23 protein-coding genes and 7 pseudogenes are annotated in these 26,308 nt (G+C 73.1%); 20 read left to right on the top strand and 10 right to left on the bottom strand.

Going from position 1 to position 26,308, the window contains the following annotated elements; translation table 11 throughout:
• Positions 1 to 165 precede the first annotated feature (165 nt).
• Positions 166 to 1,318: pseudogene (locus BJF83_RS02735) on the top strand (acyl-CoA dehydrogenase family protein).
• Between the two features lie 7 nt (positions 1,319 to 1,325).
• Here BJF83_RS02735 and BJF83_RS02730 read toward each other — a convergent pair.
• A pseudogene (locus tag BJF83_RS02730) lies at positions 1,326 to 2,101 on the bottom strand (4'-phosphopantetheinyl transferase family protein).
• 179 nt (positions 2,102 to 2,280) lie between these two features.
• On the opposite strand from BJF83_RS02730, the gene BJF83_RS28305 reads away from it, so the two are divergent.
• From BJF83_RS28305 to BJF83_RS02715, 4 genes and pseudogenes are all read left to right on the top strand, one after another.
• Complete coding sequence (locus BJF83_RS28305; protein ID WP_262391257.1) at positions 2,281 to 2,415, top strand: hypothetical protein; 135 nt, start codon at positions 2,281 to 2,283, stop codon at positions 2,413 to 2,415.
• A gap of 51 nt (positions 2,416 to 2,466) precedes the next feature.
• Positions 2,467 to 3,272, top strand: a pseudogene (locus BJF83_RS02725) (DeoR/GlpR family DNA-binding transcription regulator).
• Positions 3,273 to 3,418: 146 nt separating this feature from the next.
• Positions 3,419 to 4,237, top strand: coding sequence for a polyprenol monophosphomannose synthase (locus BJF83_RS02720; RefSeq protein ID WP_075925105.1), 819 nt, complete (start codon positions 3,419 to 3,421; stop codon positions 4,235 to 4,237).
• Between the two features lie 77 nt (positions 4,238 to 4,314).
• Complete coding sequence (locus BJF83_RS02715) at positions 4,315 to 4,611, top strand: hypothetical protein (RefSeq protein ID WP_075925053.1); 297 nt, start codon at positions 4,315 to 4,317, stop codon at positions 4,609 to 4,611.
• A 66-nt stretch (positions 4,612 to 4,677) separates the two neighbouring features.
• On the opposite strand, the gene BJF83_RS02710 is transcribed toward BJF83_RS02715, so the two are convergent.
• The 3 genes from BJF83_RS02710 to BJF83_RS02700 all read right to left on the bottom strand — a co-directional run bounded on the left by BJF83_RS02710 (position 4,678) and on the right by BJF83_RS02700 (position 9,776).
• A complete protein-coding gene (locus tag BJF83_RS02710) occupies positions 4,678 to 6,177 on the bottom strand; it encodes a DHA2 family efflux MFS transporter permease subunit (protein ID WP_083678392.1) in 1,500 nt (499 codons plus the stop codon).
• Positions 6,178 to 6,370: 193 nt separating this feature from the next.
• Complete coding sequence (locus tag BJF83_RS02705; RefSeq protein WP_075925051.1) at positions 6,371 to 9,007, bottom strand: ABC transporter permease; 2,637 nt, start codon at positions 9,005 to 9,007, stop codon at positions 6,371 to 6,373.
• Positions 9,008 to 9,011: 4 nt separating this feature from the next.
• Positions 9,012 to 9,776 (bottom strand): ABC transporter ATP-binding protein, encoded by a 765-nt coding sequence (locus tag BJF83_RS02700; RefSeq protein WP_075925050.1) that lies wholly within the window; start codon positions 9,774 to 9,776, stop codon positions 9,012 to 9,014.
• Positions 9,777 to 10,131: 355 nt separating this feature from the next.
• On the opposite strand from BJF83_RS02700, the gene BJF83_RS02695 reads away from it, so the two are divergent.
• From BJF83_RS02695 to BJF83_RS02670, 6 genes and pseudogenes are all read left to right on the top strand, one after another.
• Complete coding sequence (locus BJF83_RS02695) at positions 10,132 to 11,148, top strand: histidine kinase (protein WP_316042179.1); 1,017 nt, start codon at positions 10,132 to 10,134, stop codon at positions 11,146 to 11,148.
• Positions 11,145 to 11,384, top strand: coding sequence for a hypothetical protein (locus BJF83_RS30245; protein ID WP_075925048.1), 240 nt, complete (start codon positions 11,145 to 11,147; stop codon positions 11,382 to 11,384). The genes BJF83_RS02695 and BJF83_RS30245 overlap by 4 nt, the downstream gene beginning before the upstream one ends.
• Positions 11,381 to 12,039: pseudogene (locus BJF83_RS02685) on the top strand (response regulator). The gene BJF83_RS30245 and the pseudogene BJF83_RS02685 overlap by 4 nt, the downstream one beginning before the upstream one ends.
• Positions 12,040 to 12,195: 156 nt before the next feature.
• Positions 12,196 to 12,900, top strand: a complete 705-nt coding sequence (locus BJF83_RS02680) for a beta-ketoacyl-ACP reductase (protein ID WP_075925047.1) — start codon at positions 12,196 to 12,198, stop codon at positions 12,898 to 12,900.
• 97 nt (positions 12,901 to 12,997) lie between these two features.
• Positions 12,998 to 13,762: an enoyl-ACP reductase FabI gene (gene fabI / locus BJF83_RS02675; protein WP_075925046.1), complete on the top strand. Its 765-nt coding sequence runs from the start codon at positions 12,998 to 13,000 to the stop codon at positions 13,760 to 13,762.
• 193 nt (positions 13,763 to 13,955) lie between these two features.
• Entirely contained in the window at positions 13,956 to 14,717 is a 762-nt protein-coding gene (locus tag BJF83_RS02670; protein ID WP_075925045.1) for an SDR family NAD(P)-dependent oxidoreductase, read from the top strand.
• Positions 14,718 to 14,730: 13 nt separating this feature from the next.
• Here the strand turns inward: BJF83_RS02670 and BJF83_RS28300 are convergent, their stop codons facing one another.
• The gene (locus BJF83_RS28300) at positions 14,731 to 15,453 is read right to left on the bottom strand and encodes a beta-lactamase family protein (protein ID WP_262391256.1); all 723 of its coding nucleotides are present in this window, start codon (positions 15,451 to 15,453) and stop codon (positions 14,731 to 14,733) included.
• A gap of 26 nt (positions 15,454 to 15,479) precedes the next feature.
• Complete coding sequence (locus tag BJF83_RS28295) at positions 15,480 to 16,136, bottom strand: serine hydrolase (RefSeq protein ID WP_262391255.1); 657 nt, start codon at positions 16,134 to 16,136, stop codon at positions 15,480 to 15,482.
• A gap of 63 nt (positions 16,137 to 16,199) precedes the next feature.
• Between BJF83_RS28295 and BJF83_RS02660 the strand changes: the two genes are divergently transcribed.
• From BJF83_RS02660 to BJF83_RS02655, 3 genes are all read left to right on the top strand, one after another.
• Complete coding sequence (locus BJF83_RS02660) at positions 16,200 to 16,826, top strand: TetR/AcrR family transcriptional regulator (protein WP_075925044.1); 627 nt, start codon at positions 16,200 to 16,202, stop codon at positions 16,824 to 16,826.
• A 110-nt stretch (positions 16,827 to 16,936) separates the two neighbouring features.
• Positions 16,937 to 17,140: a hypothetical protein gene (locus BJF83_RS27310; RefSeq protein WP_158070326.1), complete on the top strand. Its 204-nt coding sequence runs from the start codon at positions 16,937 to 16,939 to the stop codon at positions 17,138 to 17,140.
• Positions 17,121 to 17,525, top strand: a complete 405-nt coding sequence (locus tag BJF83_RS02655) for a Uma2 family endonuclease (protein WP_158070325.1) — start codon at positions 17,121 to 17,123, stop codon at positions 17,523 to 17,525. Before BJF83_RS27310 ends, BJF83_RS02655 begins: the two co-directional genes overlap by 20 nt.
• A gap of 6 nt (positions 17,526 to 17,531) precedes the next feature.
• Here BJF83_RS02655 and BJF83_RS02650 read toward each other — a convergent pair.
• Positions 17,532 to 19,267, bottom strand: a pseudogene (locus tag BJF83_RS02650) (helix-hairpin-helix domain-containing protein).
• 100 nt (positions 19,268 to 19,367) lie between these two features.
• A pseudogene (locus tag BJF83_RS02645) lies at positions 19,368 to 20,320 on the bottom strand (aldo/keto reductase).
• Between the two features lie 220 nt (positions 20,321 to 20,540).
• Here BJF83_RS02645 and BJF83_RS02640 point away from each other — a divergent pair.
• Positions 20,541 to 21,302: an MSMEG_4193 family putative phosphomutase gene (locus tag BJF83_RS02640; RefSeq protein WP_075925042.1), complete on the top strand. Its 762-nt coding sequence runs from the start codon at positions 20,541 to 20,543 to the stop codon at positions 21,300 to 21,302.
• A gap of 16 nt (positions 21,303 to 21,318) precedes the next feature.
• On the opposite strand, the gene BJF83_RS02635 is transcribed toward BJF83_RS02640, so the two are convergent.
• Positions 21,319 to 21,540 (bottom strand): hypothetical protein, encoded by a 222-nt coding sequence (locus BJF83_RS02635; RefSeq protein ID WP_075925041.1) that lies wholly within the window; start codon positions 21,538 to 21,540, stop codon positions 21,319 to 21,321.
• Positions 21,541 to 21,673: 133 nt separating this feature from the next.
• Here BJF83_RS02635 and BJF83_RS02630 point away from each other — a divergent pair.
• From BJF83_RS02630 to BJF83_RS02620, 3 genes and pseudogenes are all read left to right on the top strand, one after another.
• Positions 21,674 to 22,257 (top strand): annotated as a pseudogene (locus BJF83_RS02630) (DUF3090 domain-containing protein).
• Between the two features lie 61 nt (positions 22,258 to 22,318).
• A complete protein-coding gene (locus tag BJF83_RS02625; RefSeq protein ID WP_075925104.1) occupies positions 22,319 to 23,071 on the top strand; it encodes an SCO1664 family protein in 753 nt (250 codons plus the stop codon).
• A 79-nt stretch (positions 23,072 to 23,150) separates the two neighbouring features.
• Entirely contained in the window at positions 23,151 to 23,960 is an 810-nt protein-coding gene (locus tag BJF83_RS02620; RefSeq protein WP_075925040.1) for an HAD-IIA family hydrolase, read from the top strand.
• A gap of 100 nt (positions 23,961 to 24,060) precedes the next feature.
• Here BJF83_RS02620 and BJF83_RS02615 read toward each other — a convergent pair whose 3' ends face one another.
• Positions 24,061 to 24,435 (bottom strand): RNA polymerase-binding protein RbpA, encoded by a 375-nt coding sequence (locus BJF83_RS02615; protein WP_075925039.1) that lies wholly within the window; start codon positions 24,433 to 24,435, stop codon positions 24,061 to 24,063.
• A 628-nt stretch (positions 24,436 to 25,063) separates the two neighbouring features.
• Between BJF83_RS02615 and BJF83_RS26490 the strand changes: the two genes are divergently transcribed.
• Both BJF83_RS26490 and BJF83_RS02605 read left to right on the top strand, forming a co-directional pair.
• Positions 25,064 to 25,693 (top strand): hypothetical protein, encoded by a 630-nt coding sequence (locus BJF83_RS26490; protein WP_143831766.1) that lies wholly within the window; start codon positions 25,064 to 25,066, stop codon positions 25,691 to 25,693.
• A gap of 234 nt (positions 25,694 to 25,927) precedes the next feature.
• Positions 25,928 to 26,308 (top strand): trehalose-phosphatase (locus tag BJF83_RS02605; protein WP_316042178.1); only part of this gene is annotated, 381 nt, incomplete at its 3' end.

Raw genomic sequence — 26,308 nt, 5'->3', positions numbered from 1 at the left:
TGTGTGGAACCATCCCCGCGTCAAGCCGATCTCCTCGCCCCGTCGCGCCCGTCCAGTCCCGAACGTTCTTCGCGCGGTCCTTGTGGGATAGGGTGCCGTTCGTCACCATATAGTTGGACGACCTATTAAATTTCTCGTGGGTCGCCGCAACCCTGGGAGAGGTTCATGGCGGTCGAACGCACACTGCACACACCGGAGGCCGAGCAGCTCCTGGAGCTGACGCGGGAGATCGCGGACAAGGAGCTGGTCTCCCGTGCCGCCCAGGACGAGGAGAACGCCGCCTTCCCACGGGACGTCTTTCGCACGCTCGGCGCCGCCGGGCTGCTGGGCCTGCCCTACCCCGGCGAGTACGGCGGCGGCGACCAGCCCTACGAGGTCTACCTCCAGGTCGTCGAGGAGCTCGCCCGCGGCTGGCTCGCGTCGGGCTCGGCGTGAGCGTCCACACGCTCTCCTGCTACCCCGTGGCCGCCTTCGGCACCGACGACCAGAAGGCCGCCCACCTGCCCGGCATGGTCGGCGGCGACCTGCTCGGCGCCTACTGCCTGTCCGAGTCCGGCTCCGGCTCCGACGCGGCCGCCCTCACCACCCGCGCCGAACCCGTCGAGGACGGCTTCCGCGTCAACGGCGCCAAGGCGTGGATCACCCACGGCGGTCTGGCCGACTACTACGCCGTCTTCGCCCGCACCGGCTCCCCCGAGTCCGGCACGGGCGGCATCAGCTGCTTCCACGTCCCCGCCGCGACCCCGGGGGTCGGCGCGGCCGCCCCCGAGCACAAGATGGGCATGTCCTCCTCGCCCACGGCCGGGGTCCTGTTCGACGACGTCGAACTCGGCCCCGACGCCCTGGTCGGCGAACGCGACCGCGGCTTCGGCATCGCCCTGGCGGCCCTGGACTCCGGGCGCCTCGGCATCGCGGCGTGCGCCGTCGGCCTCGCCCAGGCCGCCCTGGACACGGCGCTCGCCTACTCCCGCGAACGCCGCCAGTTCGGTCAGGCCATCGGCGACTTCCAGGGCGTGGGCTTCATGCTCGCCGACATGGCCACCCAGATCGCCGCCTCCCGCGAGCTCTACCTGGCCGCGGCCCGGCTCCGCGACGCCGGCCGCCCCTTCGCCACCCGGGCGGCGATGGCCAAGCTCATGGCCACCGACACCGCCATGCGGGTCACCACCGACGCGTCCAGATCCTCGGCGGCTACGGCTACACCCGCGACTTCCCCGTCGAGCGCTACATGCGCGAGGCCAAGGTCCTCCAGATCGTCGAGGGCACCAACCAGATCCAGCGCCTGGTGATCAGCCGCGATCTCGCCCGCGGCGTGTGACCGTCGGTCAGGACCGCAGGAGCGCCACCGTGTCCCCGTGCGGGCGGACCACCGTCCGCACGGGCCGGTCGGTGAGCACAGCCAACGCGGCGCGGTAGTCGGAGTCCCGGTCCAGGTCGGTCAGCCAGGCCGCCTCCGGGGCGCCGCCACCTGACCAGGACTCCAACCGGGCCTCGGCGTGCGGCGGGCTGACCGCCACCCGCCGCAGCCGCCCGACAACCCCAGCCCGGTCGCCTTGAGCAGGGCCTCCTTACGTGCCCAATAACCGAAGAACGCGCCGATCCGCTCCAACGGCGGCAGCGCGTCCCACACCGAGCGCTCCGTGTCCGCCAACGTGTAGCCGACCAGCCCGTCCAGGTCGCGCGCCGCCGACACCTGTTCGACGTCCACCCCGACCGGCGTCCCCTCGGCGACCGCCAGCACCACCCACTCACCCGAGTGGCTGACCGACACCTCCCAGCCGTGCGCCGGACCGGACGGCACGGGCTTGCCGTGCGGTCCGCGCTCACCCGGGTCCGCGCCCGTGCGCGACTTCTCCTCGCACGAACGGCAGACCAGGTCGAAGGTCACCTCCTCGGGCGGGCACTGCGCCAGCTGGGCCAGGGCCAGTCGGGCCATTGCCCTGCCGAGCAGGTGGCGGTCGCGGTCGGCCTGGTGCCGGAGCCGGTCGTTGCGGGCGCGCTCCGTCCCGTCCAACAGGCGCAGGAGCCGGTCGGACGCGTCGGAGGTGTGCGCCCACCACACCGTGGACGTCAGGGGCGTGAGGGTGGAACCGAGGGTCATACGCCCATTTTGACTGCTCCTCTCCCCGAAGGAAGGGCGCTCCCGGAACGAGTTCCCTCCCGCCGTGGGAAACGCGGGGGACGGGCGACCCCCGAGTTGCGGCGGACGGAGGGTGTGAGCGCGACCGAAAACGGGAATCCGGTAGATGGCAGGTCAGCCCGTCCCCCTGGGAGGCCCGTATGTCCGTCGTGGTGATGTTCGGAGCGGGAGCGGTCATCGGCCTGGTGGCCCTGTCCGCGGTCCTCGTCGTGACCCTCCTCCTGGACGGGGCCGACGCGGACGTTCCCCCCTCCCAGGACAGGTCCGTACTCTAGGGACGCGCGGGACCGCCCGTGCTGTCACCGGTACGGGGAGGGGTCACGTCCATGGCCGAGGAGAGCCGGCCGGCGTTCGCCGCCGAACGCAGGGACCGCATCCTCGAACTCGTCCGCGCCCACGGCACCCTGTCCCTGCGTGACCTGGCCGCCCGGGTGGGCGCCTCCGAGGTCACCGTCCGCCGCGACGTGCGCGCGCTGGAGGCCGAGGGACTGGTCGACCGGCGGCGCGGCGGCGCCGCGCTCCCGGGGCGCATCGGTCACGAACAGAGCTACTCGGGTCGCAGCGGACAGTGCGCCGCGGAGAAGGCGGCCATCGCCGCCTCCGCCGCCCGGCTCGTGCGGCCCGGCGAGGCGATCGCCGTCGGCCCCGGCACCACCACCGAGGCCCTGGCCCGAGAACTGCTCACCCGGACCGAACTGACCGTCGTCACCAACTCCCTGCGTGTGGCCGAGGCCCTGGCCGGGGCCGCCGGGGTCGAGGTCGTGATGACGGGCGGAACCCTGCACGGCCCCATCCGCGCCCTGGTCGGCGCCGCGGCCGAGCAGACACTCTCCGGACTGCGCGTCACCCGGGCGTTCCTGACGGGCAACGGGGTCAGCGCGGACCGCGGGCTGAGCACCCCCAACCCGGCCGTGGCCAGCGTGGACCGGGCCCTGGCGGCGTGCGCGGAGGAGACGGTGGTACTGGCCGACCACACCAAGATCGGCACCGACACCATGGTGCCCACGGTCGGCCCCGAGGAGATCGCCCACCTGGTCACCGACGCCGGCGCGACCCGGAGGTGCTCATGACCCTGGAGGAGGTCGGGGCCCTCGTCCACGTCGCCGTGGTCGCGGGGGAGAGGGGGGACTGACCGGGCGCTGCCGTCGGAGAGCCGAAAGAACGCGTACCCTTCCGTTCACGCACGCTTGTGCCGTTGGCGCCCTATGCGTGATCCTGGGCGCATCCCGCTCGACCACCGCCCCCCGCATCGCCGTCCACACGCAGGAGCCGCCGCACATGCCCTCCAAGCCGACACAGCCCGAGCAGGCCGGGTCCGTCCCGGCGCGTGTCGTCCCCACGCCCGTCGCCCTGCCCGAACCCTGGTCGCAGTCGCGCCTGACCGTGGTGGTGCCCACCTACAACGAGGCGGCCAACCTCCCGGTCCTGGTCGGCCGGCTGATGGCGCTCGGACTGCCGAACCTCGGGATCGTGGTCGTGGACGACAACTCGCCGGACGGCACCGGCGAGGTCGCCGACAAACTCGCCGTCGAGCACCCCGGGCGGCTCGCCGTCGTGCACCGCACCCGCAAGGACGGGCTCGGCCGCGCCTACGTCGCGGGCATGGTCCGCGCCCTCGACGACGGCGCGGACCTCGTGGTCCAGATGGACGCCGACCTCAGCCACCCCGCGGGCTACGTGCCCCAGTTGCTCGGCGCCCTGCTGTCCACCAACTCCGACGTGGTCATCGGCAGCCGCTACGTCCCGGGGGGAAGCCTCTCCGAGAACTGGGGGACCGGACGCCGCCTGCTGAGCGGGTGGGCCAACGCCTACGTCAAGACCGTGCTGTCCATGCCGATCCGCGACATCACCGCGGGCTTCAAGATCTGGCGGGCCTCGACCCTGCGCGTGCTCGACCTGCCCAGTATCCAGAGCACCGGCTACGCGTTCCAGATCGAGATGCACTACCGGGCCTTCCGGCGCGGCCAGAAGATGATGGAGATCCCCATCCACTTCGAGGACCGCGTCGTGGGGGAGAGCAAACTGGACGGGGCGGTCGCCCTGGAGGCGGCCCTGCGCCCGCTGCGCCTGCGCCGGGCCGAACGCCCGCGCGGCTGACCCCGGTCGGAGCCGGTTCTTCCCTTGTCCGCCCGGACCTGCGATCATCGGGGGCAACGGGGAAGGAGGGGGCCGCAGTGAGCGAACTACCCTATGACGTCGACGCGGACCTGGGGGACGACCCGCAGGAGACCGAGATCGCCGAGTGCGAGCGTACGATCGACCCCGACTTCAACATCCTCGGCTACGATTTCGTGGACGACGACAGCCGTGGTGAGTGGGGGATCACCCAGGAGGTGCGCGCCGAACGGCGGCCGGTCGTCCCGCACCAGCGGTGGGGCACCCAGCGCAGCGCGGAGGAGGACGCGGTGAGCGTGGTCCCGGAGTCCGACATCGCGGCCGAACCCGACGCCGCGCCCGATTCCGACGTGTGACCCCACGTCCGTCAGCGGCGTCCACCGGGTACGCGGACGAGCAGGAGGGCGAGGACCCCCGTCGGGTCAGACCGAGCCCTCCCGTCCCGTCTGGCGCGCTCCACCGGCGCTGGAGCCCGGACACGCGCGCATCGGCGGCCCCGACACCCCGCAGAACCGCGTCGCGCGCCCCTTCCCGACGGGGCGCGGCGCTTCGGCGACCTCCTCCTCGACGGGCGCCTCCGCGGGGCCCGGCATCCTCCCGCGCGGCAGCGCGGCGGCGCACAGCGCGGCCAGGGCGCACGCTCCCGCCAGCAGCAGCATCGCCGGCCCGAACCCCCTGGCGACGGTCTCCGCCCCCGCCTCCAAGCCCCCGGCTCCACCGCCCGTGCCGCCGATCCCCACCACGACCGGGACCCCCGCCACCCCGATCAGCTGTGCGCCCCGGGCGAAGGTGTTGTTCACGCCCGAGGCCAGACCCGCCTGCCGTTGCGGGGCCGACGCCAGCACGGTCGCGGTCAGCGGCGCCACGGCCGCGGACAGGCCCAACGCGACCAGCAGCACCCCCGGCAGGACCCCGCCGACGTAGGAGTCCCCGGGATCCAGCCGGGACAGCAGCAGGAACCCGCCCGCCAGCAGCAGCGGACCGACGACCAACTGCGGACGTGGTCCGATCCGCGCGGCCAACCTCCCCGAGCGCGCGGACAGCGCCAGCATGAGCGCGGTGATCGGCAGGGAGGCCGCGCCCGCCGCGACCGGCGTGTAGCCGCCCACCTCCTGCAGGTAGATCACCAGGAGGAAGAAGAGCGGGCCGAGCGACCCGTAGACGAGGACGGTGGCGACGTTGGTCACCGTGAAGGCGGGGGAGGCGAAGATCCCCGGCGGGAGCATCGGCGCGGCGCTCGCCCGTTCCACGAGCACGAACGCGGCCAGCGCCAGCACCCCGACAACCGCACCGGTCCAGACGGCCGGCGTGCCGCCCACCGCGCCCCACTGGATCAGGGCGTAGGTGATCCCGCCCAGGGCCACCACGCCCAGCAGCGCGCCCGGGTAGTCCATGCGGCGCGCGGCCGACTCGTCCCGCGACTCCGGCACCCGCCACCAGGTGATCACCAGGACGGCCACGGCCAGTGGCAGGTTGATGAGGAAGATCAGCCGCCAGTCGCCGACCTGCACCAACCAGCCGCCCACGAACGGTCCCACCGCCGCCGCCACGCCCGTCAGCCCCGACCACGCGCCGATCGCGCGTGCCCGGTCCTCCTCGCGAAAGCCCGCCTGGAGGATCGCCAGGCTCCCCGGGGTCAGCAGCGCCCCGCCGACCCCCTGCAGGACCCGCCCCGCGACCAGCCACTCCAGTGTCGGCGCGAACACGCACAGCGCCGAGGCCGCCGCGAACACCGCCACGCCGACCATGAACAGCCGCACCCGGCCGAACCGGTCGGCCAGGGAGCCGCTGAGCAGGATGAGCGCCGACAGCGTGACCAGGTACCCGTTGACGATCCACTGAAGGCCGGACAGCCCGGTGTCCAGTTCGTCCTCCATGGCGGGCAGGGCCACCGTCACCACGGTGGAGTCCAGGAACGCCATCCCCGAACCGAGGACCGTGGCCGCCAGCGTCCAGCGGGCCGTGGGGGTTCCCCACGCCACCGCGCCCGCCGCGACCGGGATCGAAGCTCGCACCACGCACCTCCGATCCACAACATACGCGGCGCGGCCCCCCACCGGAGCGGGCGACCGCGCCGCGTGTCACGTGCCCGTCAGGGCCGCGGCGCCGGGGGCGTCACTCGCTGGCCAGCGCTCCGGTGATCGAGGTGCCCGCCGCCCGCCGACCCGGGAGGATCGAGGCGAGCAGTCCGGCCAGGACGGCGACCGCGATGAACACGGCGATCTGACCGGCCGGGAGGCTGAACACCAGGCCCGGCAGCACCGAGGCGGCGGCGGCCCAGCCGAACACCACGCCCAGGACGATGCCGATCCCCGCGCCGATCAGGCACAGCAGCACGGCCTCCACGCTGAGCATCCGGCGCAGCTGGCCCCGGGCCAGACCCAGCGCCCGCAGCAGCGCGGACTCACGGGTGCGCTCCAGCACCGACAGCGCCATCGTGTTGGAGATGCCGAACACCGCGATGACGATCGCCAGACCCAGCATCGCCGTGATGGTGTAGAAGGCGATGTCCATGATGTCCGAGAACTGCTCCTTGATCTCGGCCACGGACATGACCTGGAGCGTGGGGTCGTCCTCGACCGCGCCGTAGACCGCCTCCCGCAGCTCGGCCGGGTCGGCGTCCTGGGCCCCGCGGACCAGCACGGCCTCGTCCCGGGTCACGTCGGGAAACAGGGCGGCGAGGTCGTCCTCGTGGAGGTAGCCGTGGAAGACCTGCGCCCCGGGCTCGACGATCGCCGCCACCTCCAGGTCGACCACGGCGTCCCCGTTGGCCAGGGTGTAGGTGTCACCCACGCGCACGCCGTCCGCGTGGCCCTCCACGAGCGCGATCCGGCCTGGCCCCGCGTCGGACAGGTCGCCCTCGACGGTGCCCATGGCCAGGTCGACGCCCATCCGCGCGCCGGTGAAGGCCACCAGGCTGATGAGCCCGTGTTCCTCGTCCTCCACGTAGCCGCCGCGCTGCCCGAACACCGCTCCGACACTCGGCTCGTCCTCCAGGTCGCGGCGGACCTGTTCGGGAACGAAGCCGAACTCGGGTGTGCCGGTGTCGGCGACCGCGTCCGCACCCTCCCCGGGGGCGGACGCGGCGTCGTCCCCGCCCTCGGCGGTCGAGGCGTCCTGGGCGCCGGTCGGCTCCTCCATGGAGAACTGCGGGGTGATCTGGTAGTCGACCGGGAACTGCTCCTCCAGCATCCGGTTCAGGGTCGACTCTGTCGAGGCGCTGACGACGGAGTAGCCGGTGATGAGCGTGGCGCCCACCGTCAGGGCGATCATCGCGGTGGCGGCGCGGCGCGGGCTGCGGACGGAGTTGTCCACGGCGAGCATGCTCGCCACGCCGACCCGACGCAGGGGCAGGCCGACCAGGCGCACGATCCAGCGCACGAGCAGCGGCCCCAGCACCACGACGCCCGTGAACGAGACCAGGGCGGCGGCCGTCACGACGACCAGGCCCATCTGGGTCGGACCGGAGATCTGGGTCAGGGCGACGAGCCCGCCGGCGACGGCGAAGGTCACCAGACCGAACACGACGCGGAACCAGCCGGTGCCCTTCTCGATCCCGGAGGCGGTGGTACTGGTGCGCAGTGCCGCCAGCGGGGCCACACGGGTGGCGCGCAGGGCGGGGACCATCGCGGAGAGCACCGTGACGACCGTGCCCACGCCCAGTCCGGTCAGCACCGCGGCCTGGGTGACGACCACGGGGACCCCGCCGTCGGCGCCCATCGCCGGCGCCGCGAGGGCCGCTCCGGCGACACCGATGCCCACGCCCGCCAGGACGCCCAGGGCCGAGGCGACCAGGCCCACGACCGCGGACTCCAGCAGCACCGAGCGGAAGACCTGCGAGCGCTTGGCGCCCACGCACCGCAGCAGCGCCAGTTCGCGCTGGCGTTGGGCGATGAGGATGGCGAAGGTGTTGTAGATGACGATCCCCGCGACGAACATCGCGATGAACGCGAACAGCAGCAGCGCGACGCGGAAGATCTCGGTCTGGGCGCCGACGCCCTCGGCCATCTCCAGGCCGTACTCCTCGCCGGTCGAGACGTCGGCGGAGGAGCCCAGCACACCGGAGACCGCGTCGGCGACCTGCTCGTCGGTATAGCCCTCGGCGGCGATCGCGTCGATCTCGGAGTAGCCCGTCGCCCCGGTCATCTCCTCGACGGTGTCGGGAGCGAAGACCACGGCGCCGCTGATGCCGAAGCTGGGGTCGACTCCGAAGTTCACCAGGCCGGTGACCTCGAACTCGTGCTCCTCCCGGTCGGGGCCGAGCACGGTCACGGTGTCCCCGACGCCGAACCCGGACTGCTCGGCCGTGGAGGTGGCCAGGGCGATCTCGTCACCGGTCGAGGGGAGTTCGCCCCGCCCGGCGTCGAACCGGCTGGCGCCCTCGATGGAGACCGCGGCGGGCGGCGTGAATCCGAGCGCACGGCCGTCCGCGTCCAGCAGGACGGCCTGTCCACGGACCAGGCCGTCGGCTTCGGCGACCTCGGGCAGGGCACGGATCCCCGCCAGGTCGTCAGCGGTCAGCGGCTCGGGCCCGGCGTGCGCGCCGTCCTCGCCCGTCTCCGCCTCGGCGGGTGTGGCGATGGCGTCGACGGAACCGGCGGAGCCCATCACGGACTCCTCGTAGTTGGCGTTCAGCGTGTCGGCGAACACCATGGTCCCGGAGACGAACATGACGCCGAGCAGGATCGCCAGGACCGTCGTCACGTAGCGGGAGGTGTGCAGCCGCAGGCCCGCGAGTGTCGTGCGCAGCATGCGGTCAGGCCTCCAGCTTCAGCAGTCGGGCCGAGACCAGCTCGGGGTCGGGGTCGGTGACCTCGTCGACCAGTCGGCCGTCGCGCAGGAACACGACGCGGTCGGCGTAGGAGGCGGCCACCGGGTCGTGGGTGACCATGACGATGGTCTGGTCCAGGTCCTCGGCCGAGTCGCGCAGGAACGACAGGATCTCCGCGCCCGAACGCGAGTCCAGGTTGCCGGTGGGCTCGTCGGCGTAGACCACCTCGGGCGCGTTGAGCAGGGCGCGCGCCACGGCCACGCGCTGCTGCTGGCCGCCGGAGAGCTTGGCGGGCAGGTGGCCGAGGCGGTCGCGCAGCCCCACCACGTCGATGATGTGGTCGAAGCGCTGCCGGTCGACCTTGCGCCTGGCGATCTGCGACGGCAGCAGGATGTTCTGCTCGGCGGTCAGCATCGGCAGCAGGTTGAACGACTGGAAGATGAACCCGATGCGGTCGCGGCGCAGCAAGGTCAGTTCGCCGTCGCGCAGGCCGGTGATCTGGGTGCGGCCCAGGTGCACGGTGCCGGACGTGGGCACGTCCAGGCCCGCCAGGCAGTGCATCAGGGTCGACTTGCCGGAGCCGGAGGGGCCCATGATCGCGGTGAACGCGCCCCGGTGGAAGTCCACGTCCACCCCGGCGAGGGCGTGGACCTGGCTGCCTCCGGTGTCGTAGGTCTTGGTGAGCCCCCGGGCGACCACCACCGGCGGGGCGGTGGCCGAGGGAACGGGCTGGACTGAGGACGCGGTCACGGCAGACAACTCCAGTGGTGACGGGTGGACACGAAGCGCCGGGCGGTTCGGGGGTCGTCCTCCGCGGTCGGGCCCGGCACGGTTCCCACGCTAGGTCCCCTGAGGTGCCCGACTCCTCCCCCCACGGGCCGAATCGCACCCCGGCCAAAGGGATGGGTCGGACGGGCGGGCACGTCTCCAAGGTCGGGGGTCGTCACCGACTTTCGTCGGGGTCGGTTCGGGGACGGCGTGCGGGGTCTGGCCGCGGAGAAGGTCGTGACCGGGAAGAACGCGCCAGACCCCGACCTTCGGCCCTCGGGCGGCCCACCGTCGCCGCACCGCGGGGCGGGACGGCGCCGACCATAGAATCCGGCGCATGGGGGAGTGGAGCACGAGGGTACCGGGTGGTCTGGCCGGACTGTGGCGGCGTGGCGAGCGGTGGTGGCGCAGGCACCGCATGCGCTTCGCCGACTGGTTCTACGCGGTCGGGTCGTTCCCGCTCGTGGCGGTCGCCCAGATCTCCCCCGAGGTGGGACTGCTGCGGGAGCCCGTCGACGTGTTCCTGCGGGGCACGCCCAGTCCGCTGTCCGGGGTCGTGGGCGTTCTGCTGCTGTGCGTGTTCCCGGCGGCGTTCGTGTCCCTGGCCGTCCTGTTCCGCAGGTCCCGCCCGCACCTGTTGCTGGCCCTGGCGCTCGTGCTCCTCCTGCTCTTCGGCAACGTGCTCCCGGCCGCCTTCGCCCTCTACTCCTACGCGGTGCACTTCGACGACCGCAGACTGCTCTCCGGATGGTTCGCCCTCACGGCGCTCGCCATGTACGTCGGATTCGGCGTGGGTCCGCGCTCCTACGTCTTCAGCGCGGGGTTCTTCCTCGTCGCCCCGACCACCTTCGGCCTGTGGGTCGGCACGCGGCGGCAGCTCATCGGCCGCCTCCGGGAACGCGCCGAGCGGCTCGAACGCGAGAAGCACCTCATGGCCGAACACGCCATCACCGCCGAACGCACCCGGATCGCTCGGGAGATGCACGACGTCGTCGCGCACCGCGTGAGCCTCATGGTGTTGCACGCGGGTGGCCTGGAGGTCTCCGCCGAGGACCCGCGCACGGTCGAGGCGGCCGGGCTCATCCGCACCACCGGTCGCGCGGCCCTCGCCGAACTGCGGAGCATCCTCGGGGTGCTGCGCGAGGAGTCCGGCGCCGCCGCGCCCACCGCGCCGCAGCCCGAGCTGTCCGATCTCGACCGGCTGCTGGGGGAGTGGCGTGAGGCGGGAATGGCCGTGGACCGCGTAGATCCGGCGCCGCTCGGGGAACTTCCCCCGACGGTGCAGCGCACGGCCTACCGAGTGGTCCAGGAGGGGCTGACGAACGCCGCCAAGCACGCGCGCGCGCCCGCGTGACCCTGGAGCTGCGCAGGAGGGACGCCGCCCTGGAGGTGGAGGTCGCCAACGGGCCCGCCACCACCGCCGCGCCGCCCCCGCCGCGCAGCGGGTACGGTCTTGCGGGGATCCGGGAGCGCGTCGTCCTGGCGGGCGGGTCGCTCACGGCGGGCCCCCGGTTCGACGGGGGTTGGCGGCTGAGCGTCGTCCTTCCCGTGCACGGGGGACACGAGGCGAAGGAGAGTGACCTACGGTGATCCGCACCGTCCTCGTCGACGACGAGAACCTGGTCCGGTCCGGGTTGCGGATGATCCTGGAGGCGGCGCCCGACATCGAGGTGGTCGGGGAGGGCGGGGACGGGGAGGAGGCCGTCCGGCTCGCCCGGGAGCTGTCGCCCGACGTGGTCCTGTTGGACATCCGCATGCCGCACGCCGACGGACTCGCCGCGGCCGCGCGCCTGACCGAGCTGCCGGACGCGCCGCGCGTGGTCCTGCTGACCACGTTCGACCTGGACGAGTACGTGCACCGGGCGCTGCGGGCGGGCGCCGTCGGGTTCCTGCTCAAGGACACCCCTCCGCGCGACCTCATCGCCGCCGTGCGCACGGTGCACGAGGCAACGCCATGCTCGCGCCGAGCGTGACCAAGCGCATGCTCGCCCGCTTCGCCGTCCCCGAGCCCGCCGGGTCCGCCGCGGGGCGCGCCGAGGCCGAGCGGCGGCTGTCGGAGCTGAGCGAGCGCGAACGCGCGGTGCTGGTCGCCGTGGCCAAGGGCATGTCCAACGCCGAGGCCGGGCGTGCGCTGGGGATGCGTGAGGCGACGGTCAAGGCGCACGTCAGCCGGATCCTGGCCAAGGTGGGGTTGTCCAACCGCGTGCAGGCCGCCATCCTCGCCCACGACGCGGGGTGGGCCTGAGTCCCGCGACGGCGGGCGAGCGCTCCTCCCGGACCGAAGTTCGTCCACCTCGGTTGCCGCTACCGACGGGTAGCTCGGTACCCTGCAAGGCGATCCCACCCCCGGAAGATCCACGTCGTGGCTGCTGACACCAGCCGCAGGAGAAGAGGTGCCCCTATGTCGCGATCGGTTCTGGTCACCGGCGGCAACCGCGGAATCGGCCTGGCCATCGCCCGAGAGCTCGCCGCCGGAGGCGACCGCGTCGCCGTGACCTTCCGCTCGGGAGAGCCGCCGGAGGGCCTGCTCGGGGTGCGCTGCGACATCACCGACTCCGCGCAGGTCGACGCGGCGTTCAAGGAGGTCGAGGAGGCGCAGGGCCCCGTCGAGGTACTCGTCGCCAACGCCGGGATCACCAAGGACCAGCTCCTCGCCCTGATGAGCGAGGACGACTTCTCCTCCGTCCTGGACACCAACCTCACCGGGGCGTTCCGCGTCGCCAAGCGCGCCGTGCGCGGCATGATGCGCAAGCGCGGCGGGCGCATCATCCTCATCTCGTCCGTGGTGGGCATGCTCGGCTCCGGCGGACAGGTCAACTACGCGGCCTCCAAGGCCGGACTGGTCGGCTTCGGCCGCTCGCTCGCCCGCGAGCTCGGTTCCCGCAACATCACGGTCAACGTCGTGGCCCCCGGATTCATCGAGACCGACATGACCACGCGGCTCAGCGAGGACCGCCAGGCCGAGATCAGGAAGAACATCCCGCTCGGACGGATCGGCGGCACCGAGGACATCGCCAAGACCGTCGGCTTCCTCGCCGGCCCCGGGGCCGGCTACATCACCGGCGCCGTCATCCCCGTGGACGGCGGCATGGGGATGGGTCACTAGGAAGCATGCCCGCGGCACACGCCCCAGAGCCGCCAGCCCCTCCACCCGCACCAGCCACCGGACCACCCCCGCCGGCCAGAGCAGAATCAGGAAACCCATGGGACTTCTCGAAGGTAAGCGCATCCTCGTCACCGGGGTGCTCACCGACTCCTCCATCGCCTTCCACGTCGCCCGCCTCGCCCAGGAGCAGGGCGCGACCGTCGTGCTCACCGGATACGGCCGGATGAGCCTCGTGGAGCGCGTCGCCAAGCGGCTGCCCGAGACCCCGCCGGTCCTGGAGCTGGATGTCACCGACGACGAGCAGCTCGGCTCCCTGGCCGCCCGCGTGGGCGAGCACGTCGACGGCATCGACGGCGTCGTGCACTCGATCGGCTTCACCCCGCAGGACGCGCTGGGCGGCAACTTCCTCAACACCCAGTGGTCGGACGTGGCCACCGCCATGCACACCTCCACCTTCTCGTTGAAGGCGCTGACCACGTCACTCATGCCGCTGATGGAGAACGGCGGCTCGGTCGTGGCGCTGGACTTCGACAACAGCGTCTCCTACCCCATCTACGACTGGATGGGCGTGGCCAAGTCCGCGCTGACCTCCACCGCGCGCTACCTGGCCCGTTACGTCGGCGACCAGGACATCCGCGTCAACCTGGTCTCGGCCGGCCCGCTCAGCACGATGGCCGCGCGCAGCATCCCGGGCTTCGCCGAGTTGGCCAAACACTGGCCCGAGCGCGCGCCGCTGGGGTGGGACGTCACGAACCCTGAGCCCGCGGCCAAGGCCGTCGTGGCGCTGCTGTCCGACTGGTTCCCGGCGACCACCGGTGAGATCGTGCACGTGGACGGCGGCTTCCACTCGACCGGCGCCTGATCCCCGCACGACCCGGGCGTGCGTCCCGGCCCGCCACGGGCGGGGCGCACGCCCCTGGTGCCTGCCGGCCTCGGCGTCCGGGCGCGTCGCCGCCGTCCGGGGCCTGCGCGCGAGCGGATCCGAACCCGTGTAATCTGCGCCCGGAGCAGGGGACGCGGGCGGCGCGGGCCACTCACCAATGTACGGAGAACCGATGGATCTGCACCTGACGGGCGCGCGAGTCGTCATCACGGGGGCCAGTCGGGGGATCGGCCGCGCCATCGCGGACGTCTTCGCCGACGAGGGCGCCGACCTCGCGATCTGCGCGCGCAACCCCGAGCCGCTGGAGGAGGCGGCCGAGGAGCTGCGCCTGACCGGTGCGACCGTGTTCGCCCGTGCCCTGGACGTCGCCGACGAGTCCGCGCTGGACTCCTTCGTCGACGACGCCGCCGAGATCCTGGGCGGGATCGACGTGCTGGTCTCCAACGTCTCCGCGGGCAGCAGCCGCACCCCCGATCAGTGGGAGCGCAATTTCGTCGCCGACGTTCTGCCGTTCGTTCGCATGGCCGAACGCGTCCACCCGCACCTGGCGGCCTCCGAGCGCGGAGGTTCGGTGGTCCTCATCTCCACCACCTCCGCCCTGCACACCACCCGTCCGGCCGGGCCCGCCGCCTACGGGGCCCTCAAGGCCGCGCTCAACCACCACGCGGCCTCGCTGGCCCGGTCGTGGGCGCCCGAGGGGATCCGCGTCAACACCGTCTCGCCCGGCCCGACCGAGTTCCCCGGCGGAGGCTGGGACCGGCGCCGGGAGAACGATCCCGAGTTCTACGCGACCATCCGCGGCCGCATCCCCTACGGCCGTCTGGGCCGTCCGCAGGAGGTGGCCCGCGCCGCCGTCTACCTGGCCAGCCCCGCCGCCGGCTACATCACCGGCAACAACCTGGTGGTGGACGGCGGGTTCCTCGACCGGGCCTGACCGGACGCGTCCGTCAGTCGGCGCGTCCCCGGACGGCGGCCGACACCCGCAGGACGAGGACCAGCGCGCCGCACACCCCCGCGACCAGCACCGCGACCGCGGCGTCGGGCAGCCACAGCAGGGCGGAGCGCGGCCCGAGCCCGACGAGCAGCCACACTGCGGCGGCGACCGCCGCCGCCCCGGCCGCGCCCCAGACCACGGTCGCCGCGACTCCGCCGCGGCGCGCTCGCACCGCGAGCCCGGCCAGCACCACGCCGACGACCATGACCAGCGCGAACGCCGTGGAACCCCACACCACCGCCAGGTCGGCCACGCTCGGCCCGGGGCCCCGCGGCCGGTCGCCGCCCGCCACCAGGTGGGCCAGACCGAAGGCCACCGCCTGGATCTGATCGTCGCGCAGCAGATCATAGGTGTTCTGGAGGAGGACCACCGCGCGGTCGCGCTCGGGCAGGAGCACCACCATCGCCGCGTGGCCCGGTGTCGCGCCGCCGTGGAAGACGATCGGCTCGTCCAGCTCCGACAGCCGGGTGTCGCGCCACCCCAGCCCGTACTGCTGCTCCGAGCCGGGCACGGGGACGATCCCCGTGCGCGCCTCCGCCAGCGCTTCCGCGTCGAGCACCCCCGGCTCGTCCGACAACTGCGTCCGGGCGAACGCGGTCAGCGCCCCGACATCGCCGCCCAGGTAGCCGTAGGACACCCCGGCGTCGTCCACGCCGTCCGCGTCGGCCAGGCGCACGCCCCACGGTGAGCGGTACCCCGGGGTCAGCCCCGCCGCCGCGGCCTCCTCGCGCCGGTGAACGCGGTGTCCATGCCCACCGGGTCCAGCACCGCCTCCCGCAGGTAGTCGCCGAAGTCCTCGCCGGTCACGCGTTCGACGACCGCGCCGAGGAGCAGGTAGTTCGCGCTGCTGTACGCGTGCGTTCCGGGATCGCCCACCTCGGAGGCGGCGATCCTCCCCACGCGTGGCGCGAACTCCGCCGACCCCGCCTCGTACACGTCGAACGTCGCGACCGTGTTCGCCTCGGTGATCCCCGAGCTGTGCGTCAGCAGGTCGCGCACGGTCGGCTCGGCGCCGAAGGCGGCGAACTCGGGCAGGTACTCCTCGACCGGCGCGTCCAGGTCGAGCCGCCCCTCCTCCGCCAGGACCAGTGCCGCCGTCGCGGTGACCGGCTTGGCCACCGACCCCCACAGAAACGGGGTCTCCTCGGTGACGGGCTCGCCGTGCCCGTCCACCCCGAACACGCCCTGGTGCTCGACCCCCTCGGGTCCGACCACCGCGTAGGCGAGGCCGGGGGTGTCGGTCGCCGCCATGCGTGCACGGACGTAGGAGTCCATGTCCTGGGCCGCGGCGGACGCGGGAGGCGGGGTCGGGGACAGCAGGGCCAGGGCGAGGCACGCGGCCGCGGCACGTCGGTACACGGGGGCTCCCTCAGATAACCATACGGACATACGATTATTACCATACACTGATACGGTTATGTCGTGCCAAGAACAGCGGACCACGCCCTCAGGCGTGCACAGATCAGCCGGGCCGTGCGCGAGATGATCGCCGAGACCGGCCTGGACACCGTCACCGTGTCCCGCACGGCCGCGCGCGCCGGAATGTCGGTCGGGCTCGTCCAGCACTACTTCCGCGCCAAGGACGACATGCTGCTGCACGCCTTCCAGGAGGTCAGCACGGAGGTCGCCGAGCGCGTCGCCGGGGTCGTGCGCGAGGGGGCCACCCACCGGCGGACCATCGCGGACGTCCTGCTGGACGCCCTCGCCGAACACCTGCCGCTCGACGAACCCCGCCGCGCCGAGTTCCGCGTCGTGCGTGCCTTCGCCGGGCGGGCACTGGACAGCCCCGCCCTCGCCGAGGTGGACGCGCGCACCGCCGAGGCCACGCACGCGGAGATCGCCCGCGCGGTGCGCAACGGCGCCGAGTGCGGCGAGGTCGGACCGGACGTGGACGCCGACACCGCAGCCACGCGCATCGCCTCGGTGGCCGAGGGCCTGGCCACCCGCGTCTACCGGGGCGCACCGGGCGTCGCCGACCACGCCCGCGCGGCCCTGCGCGCGGAACTCGGCACCGTGTTCACCGGCCGCTGTCGCCAGTACGAGGGCTGACTGCCCCGCGGTCCTTGCTTTGGCTTCTCACTCGGGCACAGGATGAGGGAAGACCCGTACACACGTCCCCGGAGGTCTTTACGATGGCGAAGCGAAAGGAAGGGGAGCCCATGACCGCCGTTCTGGAAAAGTCCTCCGCCGCGCGTCCGGCCCCGATCAGTCTGCGTGATCTGGCCGACCACCTCGACGTCCCTCCGGGATTCAAAGTGGAGGTCCTTGAAGGGGCCATCGTGATGTCACCCACAGCGTCGAAGAAGCACGCGGGTGCGCTCAGTCGGCTCACCAGTTCAACTGGTGGAGCAGCTGCCTCATGATCGTTCGACGGCGCAGGTGTGCTCCGTCGAGGCTCCCGACGGCGAGGACTACGCCATTCCCGACCTGATGGTCCTCCCCGATGTCCTTATGGACGACGACGGCTGGCTGGTCAGCCCCGACGACGTCGACTGCGTGGTGGAGGTGGTCTCCCCGGGCAACGCCGCCAACGACACGAAGGTCAAGCCGTCCCTGTACGCGCGGTGGCGGATCCCCCTCTACCTGATCATCGACCCGAGAAACGCGACCACCCGCCTGTACTGGGACCCGAAGGGCGGTGAGTACCAGGCCAGGCACGACGCCGGATTCGGCACCGACGTGGTCCTGCCCGAACCGCTCAAGGACGTCCGGATCGACACGTCCGTCTTCCCCCGCTACGGCGGCTGACCCCCGTCACGCCTCCCGCAGGACCCGCACCAGCCGCGTCGTCCGCTCCGCGCCGGCGTTCTCCCGCACGTCCGTCTCCAAAGCGCCGCCGGTGGCGTCCACCAGTGACACGTGCCGCACCGCCCGGGTCAGCGCCGTGTACACCAGCGGGCGCGACACCGCCACCTCCGGCGGGAACACCGACACCACGGCGGGCCACCGGCTCCCGTGCGCCGCGGCGACCGTCACCGCCCAGCCCGGCCGCAGCGCCGACGAGTCCGCCACCGACACCCGCCGCCCGTCGGCCAGCTCCACCACCGCGGCCTCGCCCACCTCGCGCAGGTAACCCGTCTCGCCCGGTCCGTACCCGGGACCCCCGGCGACCAGCAGCACGCGGTCACCCACGTCCAAGCCCCCGTGCGCGCCCGGTCCCGGGTTCAACCTCTCCTTGCACGCGGCGTTGAGCGCGCCCGCGCCCGCCGGTCCGTCCTCCCGCGCCGCCACGACCTGCACGTCATCGGGCGCGATGCCCAGCGCGCGCGGGATCGAGTCCGTGAGCAGCTGCACCACGCGGTGCGCGGCCTCCTGCGCCGACGCGGCGGGCACCCGGACCACCTCCCGCTCCGGCGCCGCCACCTCAGGCAGGCTCCCGTCGGCCACCGCCTGGGCCAGCTCGGCGATGGGCCCGGGATCGCCCGGGTCGGCGACCTCGGCCACGTGCGCGGTGCGGGAGGCCGCCACGTCCACCACCACCCGGCCCGGGGTCGCGGACGGCGCCTGGTTCGGGTCGGCGAGCAGCACCAGGTGGGCGCCGTCCGAACACGAGGAGACCAGCTCGGCCGCCCGCGCCACGCCCACCGACATCGCCTCGCACAGCACCACCAAGCCGACCTCCAGCGCGCCCGCCCCAGCAGTTCGGGCAGGGACACCGCGCGGAACCCGGGTTCGCCCTCGCCCCACCAACGGCCCAGTTCCCGGTTCACCTCGGCCGCAGCCCGCGCGGTCGGCGCGGCCACGGCCACGCCCACCTGGCTGTCGGCGGCGATCGCGTGCAGGCACACCAAGGCGCGGGCCGCCTCCGCGGCGTCCGCGGGACCGTGCCGCAGCACCGTGACCGGACGCAGCGCCACGGTCACCAGCGCCTCGCGCGTGCGCTCCGACAACGTGAACTCGTGCCGCTCGACCGCCGCGTCCACGGTCTCGGCGGCGGTCAGCGCGTCCATGATCGGTTCGTTGCCTCCGATCAACCGCGCCAGCTGTTCGCCCAGGCGCTGTTCGGCGCGGCCGATGTCGGGCAGGGCGTGGAACCGCTCGGCGTCCGGGAGGTCGGGGACCCCGCCCTCGGCGAAGTCGAAGTCGTCGTCGGTGTCGTCGGTGCTCTCGAAGACCACCGTGGAACCGTCTGCCACGGCCGCGTCCAGAGCCGCCGCGGGGTCGGCCACCCCCAGCCCGCCGACGATCGCCGCCAGCCGCCGCTCCTCGACCGCCGTGTGCCCGCGCCGGGCCGACTGGCGCAGCACATGGGCGGTCAACGCGCCCAACCGCCGAGGGTCGTCCGGCCGGGCCTGCTCCCCCAGGCACTGACGCGCGCAGTAGTCGGCCTGTTCGACGGTCACCGCCGGCAGCCGCAGCAGCAGCCACGGGTTGGCCTCCAGTTCGGCGGCGGCCTCCGGGCCCAACTCCGCGGCCAGGCGCGGCGCCAGGGCGCGCGGCGCACCCAACCGGTCGAGGACGGCACTGACCTGTTCCACAGCCTCGGACACCTCGGATGGTTCCCCTCGTCACACGGTTGGCAGGACCCTGGGAGCCTACCGACTCACGGTGACCGTCCGCTCCGGGTTCAGCGCCGAGCGACGCCCGCAGTCAGCGTCCGCGCCCGGAGGTGGCGTCGTCCAGGGCGTCCCGGATCTCCGGCGGCAGTTCCACCGCCTCCACCCGCAAGATCCCCTCCAGCTGGGGGAGCGTGCGCGGGCCGACCACCGCCGAGGCCACCCCCTCCTGGTCGCGCGCCCAGCTCAGCGCGACCGCCAGCGGCGGCACGCCCAGGCCCTCAGCGGCCGTGCACACCGACTCGACCACGCGGCGGCTGTGCTCGTCCAGGTAGGGCTCGACGTAGGGCGCCATGTGCGGGAACGCCGCCCGCGAGTCCGGCGGGACCCCGTTGCGGTACTTGGCGCTGAGCACCCCGCGGCCCAGGGGCGACCACGCGATCAGGTGGCGTCGGCGGCGGCCGCCGCCGGGCGCAGCGCCCGGTCGGCGTCCCGGTTGAGCAGGGAGTACTCCGCTCCCGCGCTCACCAACGGCACGCGTCCTGGCTGGGCCCGCTGCCACGTCGCCAGGGTGGCGAACTGCCACGCCTCCAGGTTCCCCGTGCCCGCGTACCTCGCCTTGCCCGCCGCGACCGCGGTCTCCATCGCCGCCAGGGACTCCTCCGGCGGGGTGGCCGGGTCGAAGACGTGCAGCTGCCACAGGTCGACGTACTCGGTTCGCAGCCGCCGCAACGACGCGTCCAGTGAGGCGAGCAGGTGCCGTCTGGAACCGTCCACCGGGCGGTACCCCTCGGGCGTGTGCCCCGTCTTGGTGGCGACCACGACGTCCTCACGGCGCACCGCGGCGTTCAGCAACCGGCCCAGGACGCGTTCACTCTGCCCGCCCGTGTAGATGTCGGCGGTGTCCACGAGTGTGCCGCCCGCGTCGACGAACGCGGTGAGCAGCTGCCCGGCCTCCTCCTCGGAGGTGTCCTTACCCCAGGTCATCGTGCCCAGGCCGGTGCGTGACACCCACAGTCCTGATCTGCCCACCTGTCGCTGTTCCATGCGGCGGAGAGTACCGTGTCCGTCTGACCAGGGGCCGGGGCGCGCGGACCACGCGGCGGCCCCGGCCCGCCCGCCGGTCGTGGGCGCGAAGGACGGCGGGGTCTCCCGCACACGTGGGCGCCACCGTCCGGGTTCTGCCTGGTCGGCAACCCACCGCGGTGCGCGGGCGGGGTCCCGTCCCGCCCGCGAACCCCCACCGCGATGCGTCTAGGGTGGGGCCATGGCGACACCCGAAGCAGACCAGGACGCCCGTCCCCCCGCGGCCGAGGCGGTCACCCTCCTCCTCGTCCGCCACGGCATGACCGACGCCACCGGCCCCCGCCTGGCGGGGCGCGCCGAGGGCGTCCACCTCAACGGCGCCGGTCGCGCGCAGGCCGCCCGCCTGGCGCGACGGCTCGCGGAGCTACGCCCCGCCGCGCTGGTGTCCAGTCCGCTCGAACGGTGCCGGGAGACGGCGGAGACGGTCGGCGAACACCTCGGTGTCGCGGTCACGCCCGACGAGCGCCTGATCGAGTGCGACTACGGGACCTGGACCGGGCGGGGGCTGGGGGAGCTCACCGCCGAACCCCTGTGGCGGGTGGTCCAGGACCACCCCAGCGCCGCGCGCTTCCCCGGCGGGGAGGCCCTGGCCGCGGCGTCGGCACGCGCGGTCGAGGCGGTCCGCGACTGGAACGGCCGTGCGTCGAGGACCCCGGCCGAGGGCGAACAGGGACCGCCGGTCTACGTCGTGTGCAGTCACGGCGACATCATCAAGGCGATCGTCGCCGACGCCCTCGGCCTGCACCTGGACCTCTTCCAGCGCCTGCGTGTCGACCCCTGTTCGATCACTTCCATCACCTACACCCGCACGCGTCCCTTCCTCAACACGCTGAACGACACGGGGGAGGGATTGGCGGGCTGCATGCCCACCCGGGCCGAGGCGCGCGGCGACGCGGCGGTCGGCGGCGGCGCCGGAGGGCCGGACGGCTCCGACACCGCCTGACGGGAGCGGCGGCCGCTCATGCCGCCGTGACCGTGTTCTGGCCCACGACGATCCGCCACCCCTCGTCGCCGCGGGCGAAGACGTACACGGCGCTGCCGCGCACCTGCCTGCCGAGCGCGTTGGTCCACAACGAGTCGACGGCGAAGTGCTCTGCCAGTGCGGCCGGGTCGTGCGCGCTGAATGCGTCCTCGAAACTCTGGACGAGGGCGTGGATCTCAAAGTGGCGCGTGGTGCTCATGGTGTCTCCCGATGTCGTCGCCGGGGGCGGAGCCGGTGCACTCCGAGAGAGAGCGAACTACGTCAAGTTGACTTGATGTCAAGCGCGGGGACGATGGGGCCACACGCGCCCTCCATCCCTTAAGGTTCATGGCATGCCCGTCTTTCAGTTCAATCCGCCGGAGCGGTTCGTCGCCGGAACGGTCGGCCAGCCGGGAGACCGCACCTTCTTCCTCCAGGCCGTGGGGGAGGGGCGGATCACCAGCGTCGTCCTGGAGAAGGCCCAGGTCGAGGCGTTGGCGACCCGAATCGAGGAGCTGCTGGAAGAGGTGCACCGCCGGTTCGGAACACCCCCGGGCGACACCGCTCCGCCCGAGGACGACGGCCCCCTCCAACAGCCGATCGAGCAGGACTTCCGGGTGGGCACGCTCGCCCTGGCCTGGGACGCCGAGGCCGCCCGCGTCATCATCGAGGCCCAGGAGATCGACGAGTCCGCCGGCGAGGACCTGGTCGAGGACGACGAGGAGGAGGAGTTGGAGGTCTTCGCCGAGGAGGCTCCCGCGCACCGCGACGTCCTGCGCGTCTACCTGACCCCCGGCGAGGCCCGCGCGTTCGCCGGACGCGCCATGAAGGTCGTGGCCGCCGGCGCCCCGACTGCCCGCTGTGCGGCCGTCCTCTGGACCCCAGCGGTCACATCTGTGCCCGGCAGAACGGGTACCGGCCGGACCGTCTCGTGTGACACCGGTGGCGATGACGACCGCACCCGGCGGTCCCGGCGCGCGCACGCCGCGGGGGACCGGATGAACGACACCACCGACGCCTTCGACGGCCTCGACGCCACCACGGGGCTCGACCTGCTCCGCACGGGCCGGATCACCGTCGAGGGCCGCCTGACCTCGGCCTCCAACGCCACCCTGTACTGCACCGTCTCCGACGCGCCCCGCTCGGCCGCCTGCGTCTACAAGCCCGTGGCGGGGGAGCGGCCCCTGTGGGACTTCCCCGACGGTACGCTCGCGGGCCGCGAGGTGTCGGCCTTCTCCGTCTCCGAGGCCCTGGGCTGGGGGATCGTCCCACCCACCGTGCACCGGGACGGCCCTTTCGGCGAGGGCATGGTGCAGTTGTGGGTGCACGGCGACACGACCGTGGACCTGGTCGCGCTCTCCCACCAGACCGACAACGCCGATCTGCGCCGCATGGCGGTCTTCGACGCGGTCATCAACAACTCCGACCGCAAGATCGGCCACCTGCTGCCCACCGCCGGCGGCCACCTGTACGGCTGCGACCACGGCGTCTCCTTCGCCGAGGACTACAAACTGCGCACGGTGCTGTGGCAGTGGCGGGGCGAACCGCTCACCGAGGACGCGTTGGCCGCCCTGGAGTCGGTCCGCGACATGCTCAAGGATCCCGGCAGCGCGCTGTCCGACGTGCTCGGCCGTCACCTGAGCGGTCCGGAGGTGTACGCCCTCGGCGGACGCGTCGACCTGCTCATCCACCACCGGATCCACCCCTACCCGGCGCCCGACTGGCCGTCGGTGCCCTGGCCGCCGGTGTGAACCGGCAGCCGCACGCGGGTGTGAACCCTGTCCCCTACCGGGGGGTAGCAATGGCGCCCCTTGGGGCGCAGGCGGCACAATGGGGCCCGTGAGCAACGAAAACGAGTGGAACTACCTCTTCGACATGGACGGCGTGCTCGTCCGCGAGCAGCACCTCGTCCCCGGCGCCGACGCGTTGATCGCCGAGCTGCGGGAGAACGGGATCCCGTTCATGGTGCTGACCAACAACTCCATCTTCACCCCCCGCGACCTGCGTGCTCGTTTGCTCAACACCGGGCTGGACATCCCGGAGGAGTCCATCTGGACCTCAGCGCTGGCCACGGCCCAGTTCCTCCAGACGCAGCGGCCCAACGGGTCGGCCTACGTCGTCGGCGAGTCCGGACTGACCACGGCGCTGCACAACGTCGGGTACGTGATGACCGAGAACGACCCGGACTACGTGGTGCTCGGCGAGACCCGCACCTACAGCTTCGAGGCGATCACCCGCGCCATCCGTCTGGTGCGGGCCGGGGCGCGGTTCATCGCCACCAACCCGGACGAGACCGGCCCCAGCGCCGAGGGTCCGTTGCCCGCGACGGGCGCGGTCGCGGCGCTCATCGAGAAGGCCACCGGTCGCCGCCCGTACTTCGTGGGCAAGCCCAACCCGCTGATGATGCGTTCGGCGCTGCGGCGGATCGGCGCGCACTCGGAGAACACTCTGATGGTCGGGGACCGCATGGACACCGACGTCCTCAGCGGTCTGGAGGCGGGCCTGCAGACCGTCCTGGTCCTGTCGGGCATCTCCGGCCGCGAAACCGCCGACCAGTTCCCCTACCGGCCCACCCGTGTGATCGAGTCGGTCAAGGAGCTCGTGGGCACCACCCGTGATCCGTTCGATCGCAAGGACTGACCCGCGGCCGGTGGGCGGACCGGGCCCGTCCGAATCCGGGCCACGACGAACGGGCGGCGGACGCGTGTCCACCGCCCGTGCCGGGTCGCCGTCGCTCGGGCTAGCGCTGCCTGGCGAGTTCCTCGACCTTCGCCGCCTCCTCGCGGCGGCGTGCGCGCAGCAGGGCGAGGCGCTCGGCCAGGACCTCCTCCAGGTCCTCCATGCTCCGGCGCTCCAGCAGCATGTCCCAGTGGGTCCGAACCGGCTTGGCGTTCTTGGGCTCCTCGCCGGTCCCGTCCCGCCGCAGAGCGCGGTCGCCGCAGAAGCGACACTCCCATTCGGCGGGGATCTCGGCCTCCGTCGCGAAGGTGACCGAGAAGCGGTGGCCCCGGGTGCAGTCGTAGGTGACCTCCTGCCGGGGAGCCAGGTCGGTGTTGCGGTCGTTCTCGTAGCTCGTCGCCCCGAGCCGGGTGCCGCGAAGTGCTCGCTCGGCCATCGTGTGGGTGCCTCCAGGCGCTCGTGCGGTCTCGCGGGATGTAACGCGTCGGTCCACGTCAAGATTCCCCACTGACCTGAGGTCGAACCACCCGGGATGCCGGGTCCCCGCCGTCGGCGCGCCGGGGTGCGCCCCGTCTGCCGGCAGCGCCGGGGGTCGGGGGACGCGCCGGCCGGTCCGGGACCCGAGGTCCTTCCCAGCCGTCACCGGCGCTCCGGCCGGTGGGGTGCGCGGCGGGTTTCCAAGTCGGCGCACAGCGGAATGAATCAGATCCGACATGAGACAACACTCTTCTCAGTTCACTCCGTGCGCCTCATGGAGGACGTGCCATGGCCCCGATCCGACTGCTCGCCGTCGCGGCCCTGCTCGCGGTGACCGGCTGCGGGCCCTTCCCCCTGCGGGACGGGGCCCCCGACGTCGGCCCGCGGGGCGCTCCGCCGGCCACGGCCACCCCCGACTCCAGCCGCGCGCCCGCGTCGTACCGTGTACGGGAACCCGTGGCCGAACCCGGCCCCGCCCCGGATCCCTCTCCCGGGGCGAAGGCTCGCGAGCGGGGTGCGGGAACGTCGCCCGGCCCGGCTCCGGCGGCCGGATCCGAGGACCGGCACCCGCGTGCCTCCGACGCTACGTGGCCGCACTCGCCTCCTCCTCCGACCCCGACCGGATGCGGGAGGGACTTGGGGAGGCGGCGCAGGACTCCCCGGCGCACACCTACCTGCTGCACCACACGGCCGTCGCGCGTGCCTGGGCCGACGAGGGCCGCGGGTTGTCCGACCCCGAGGTCGACCGAACCGACTCAGGGCACCGGGTGTGCCGTGACGTCTTCCAGGAGGGCTACTGGGGCGGGGGCCGGGAGGCCGACCGCCGCTGCGTCGAGCTCACCGACTTCGCCTACGACGACGGACGCGTCGCCCGGTTCCGCGTCGACGGCGTTGATCCCTCCGGAGCCCTGGTCGAGGGCGGAGGGGCCCGTGTCGGGAGCGGCGGGGTCGAGGCCACCGTCGTGAGCGCTATCGCCCGGTCGGCCAGACCGTCCTGGTCGTCACGCTGGACATCGCCACCGCCGGCGGCGCCGACATCGGCCTCCCGGGAGCCGTGTACCGGACATCCGACGGCGAGTACCGGCGAGCGGACCGGGCCGCCGGTCGGAGCCAGCTCGACGCCGGGGGCTCCACCGGCGCCGCGCTGTACTTCCCCGACTCCCACCCGGGCGGCACCGTCCTCCTCGGCGGATGCCTGGAGGAGTGCTCGGCCCTGATCAAGCTCGCGCTCCCCGTCGACTGATCACACGGCACGAGCCCGGCGTCCCCGCAGCCGTGAACCCTAAGAGTTCCTTATCCGACGCCTAAGGTCCGATGAAGTCAGATGTGTCAGACTTTCTCCCTGCTTTACCTTCGTCATCACTGGTCACAGCCGTGGCCGGTTCCACGGGGCCGGGGCCGTGCGCCCCCGCGTGCGATCAGGATCGACGGAGGTGACGCAGGTGAGTGCCGTGCAGCGAGCAGAGGCGTCGCGGGCGAACGCGAGAGCGCGCCCCTGGCGGACGGACGAGGGCACACCGGGGCCGCCCGTGGATGTGCGGCGGCGGGTCAGCGCTCTGGCCCGCACCCCCCGCCTCCTCATCACCTGCGACTACGACGGCGCTCTGACCCCCACCCACACCCCCACCGCCCGCCCCGACCCCACCGCCCTACGCGCCCTACGCGAGCTGGCCGACCTACCCGACACGACCTGCGCCGTCCTGTCCTCCCGCCCCCTGACCACCCTGGCCACCCTGTCCCGCCTACCCGCCGAGATCCACCTCATCGGCGCCCACGGCGCCGAACCGACACCCCTGCACGAGTCCTCGCACCCACACCTCCGACAACCCGCC

Origin of the sequence: Nocardiopsis sp. CNR-923, from assembly GCF_001942255.1 — a bacterium.
Taxonomy (GTDB): domain Bacteria; phylum Actinomycetota; class Actinomycetes; order Streptosporangiales; family Streptosporangiaceae; genus Nocardiopsis.
The sequence above is the reverse complement of the archived record's forward strand: the minus strand, read 5'-3'. Positions and strand labels throughout refer to the sequence as shown.

Excerpts from the sequence above, each read along its gene's own strand:
- BJF83_RS28305 (WP_262391257.1), top strand. The coding sequence starts at position 2,281 with ATGTCCGTCGTGGTGATGTTCGGAGCGGGAGCGGTCATCGGCCTGGTG.
- BJF83_RS02720 (WP_075925105.1), top strand. The coding sequence starts at position 3,419 with ATGCCCTCCAAGCCGACACAGCCCGAGCAGGCCGGGTCCGTCCCGGCG.
- BJF83_RS02710 (WP_083678392.1), bottom strand. The coding sequence starts at position 6,177 with ATGGCGTTCCTGGACTCCACCGTGGTGACGGTGGCCCTGCCCGCCATG.
- BJF83_RS02705 (WP_075925051.1), bottom strand. The coding sequence starts at position 9,007 with ATGCTGCGCACGACACTCGCGGGCCTGCGGCTGCACACCTCCCGCTAC.
- BJF83_RS02695 (WP_316042179.1), top strand. The coding sequence starts at position 10,132 with ATGGGGGAGTGGAGCACGAGGGTACCGGGTGGTCTGGCCGGACTGTGG.
- BJF83_RS02680 (WP_075925047.1), top strand. The coding sequence starts at position 12,196 with ATGTCGCGATCGGTTCTGGTCACCGGCGGCAACCGCGGAATCGGCCTG.
- fabI (WP_075925046.1), top strand. The coding sequence starts at position 12,998 with ATGGGACTTCTCGAAGGTAAGCGCATCCTCGTCACCGGGGTGCTCACC.
- BJF83_RS02670 (WP_075925045.1), top strand. The coding sequence starts at position 13,956 with ATGGATCTGCACCTGACGGGCGCGCGAGTCGTCATCACGGGGGCCAGT.
- BJF83_RS27310 (WP_158070326.1), top strand. The coding sequence starts at position 16,937 with ATGACCGCCGTTCTGGAAAAGTCCTCCGCCGCGCGTCCGGCCCCGATC.
- BJF83_RS02640 (WP_075925042.1), top strand. The coding sequence starts at position 20,541 with ATGGCGACACCCGAAGCAGACCAGGACGCCCGTCCCCCCGCGGCCGAG.
- BJF83_RS02635 (WP_075925041.1), bottom strand. The coding sequence starts at position 21,540 with ATGAGCACCACGCGCCACTTTGAGATCCACGCCCTCGTCCAGAGTTTC.
- BJF83_RS02625 (WP_075925104.1), top strand. The coding sequence starts at position 22,319 with ATGAACGACACCACCGACGCCTTCGACGGCCTCGACGCCACCACGGGG.
- BJF83_RS02620 (WP_075925040.1), top strand. The coding sequence starts at position 23,151 with ATGGGGCCCGTGAGCAACGAAAACGAGTGGAACTACCTCTTCGACATG.
- BJF83_RS02615 (WP_075925039.1), bottom strand. The coding sequence starts at position 24,435 with ATGGCCGAGCGAGCACTTCGCGGCACCCGGCTCGGGGCGACGAGCTAC.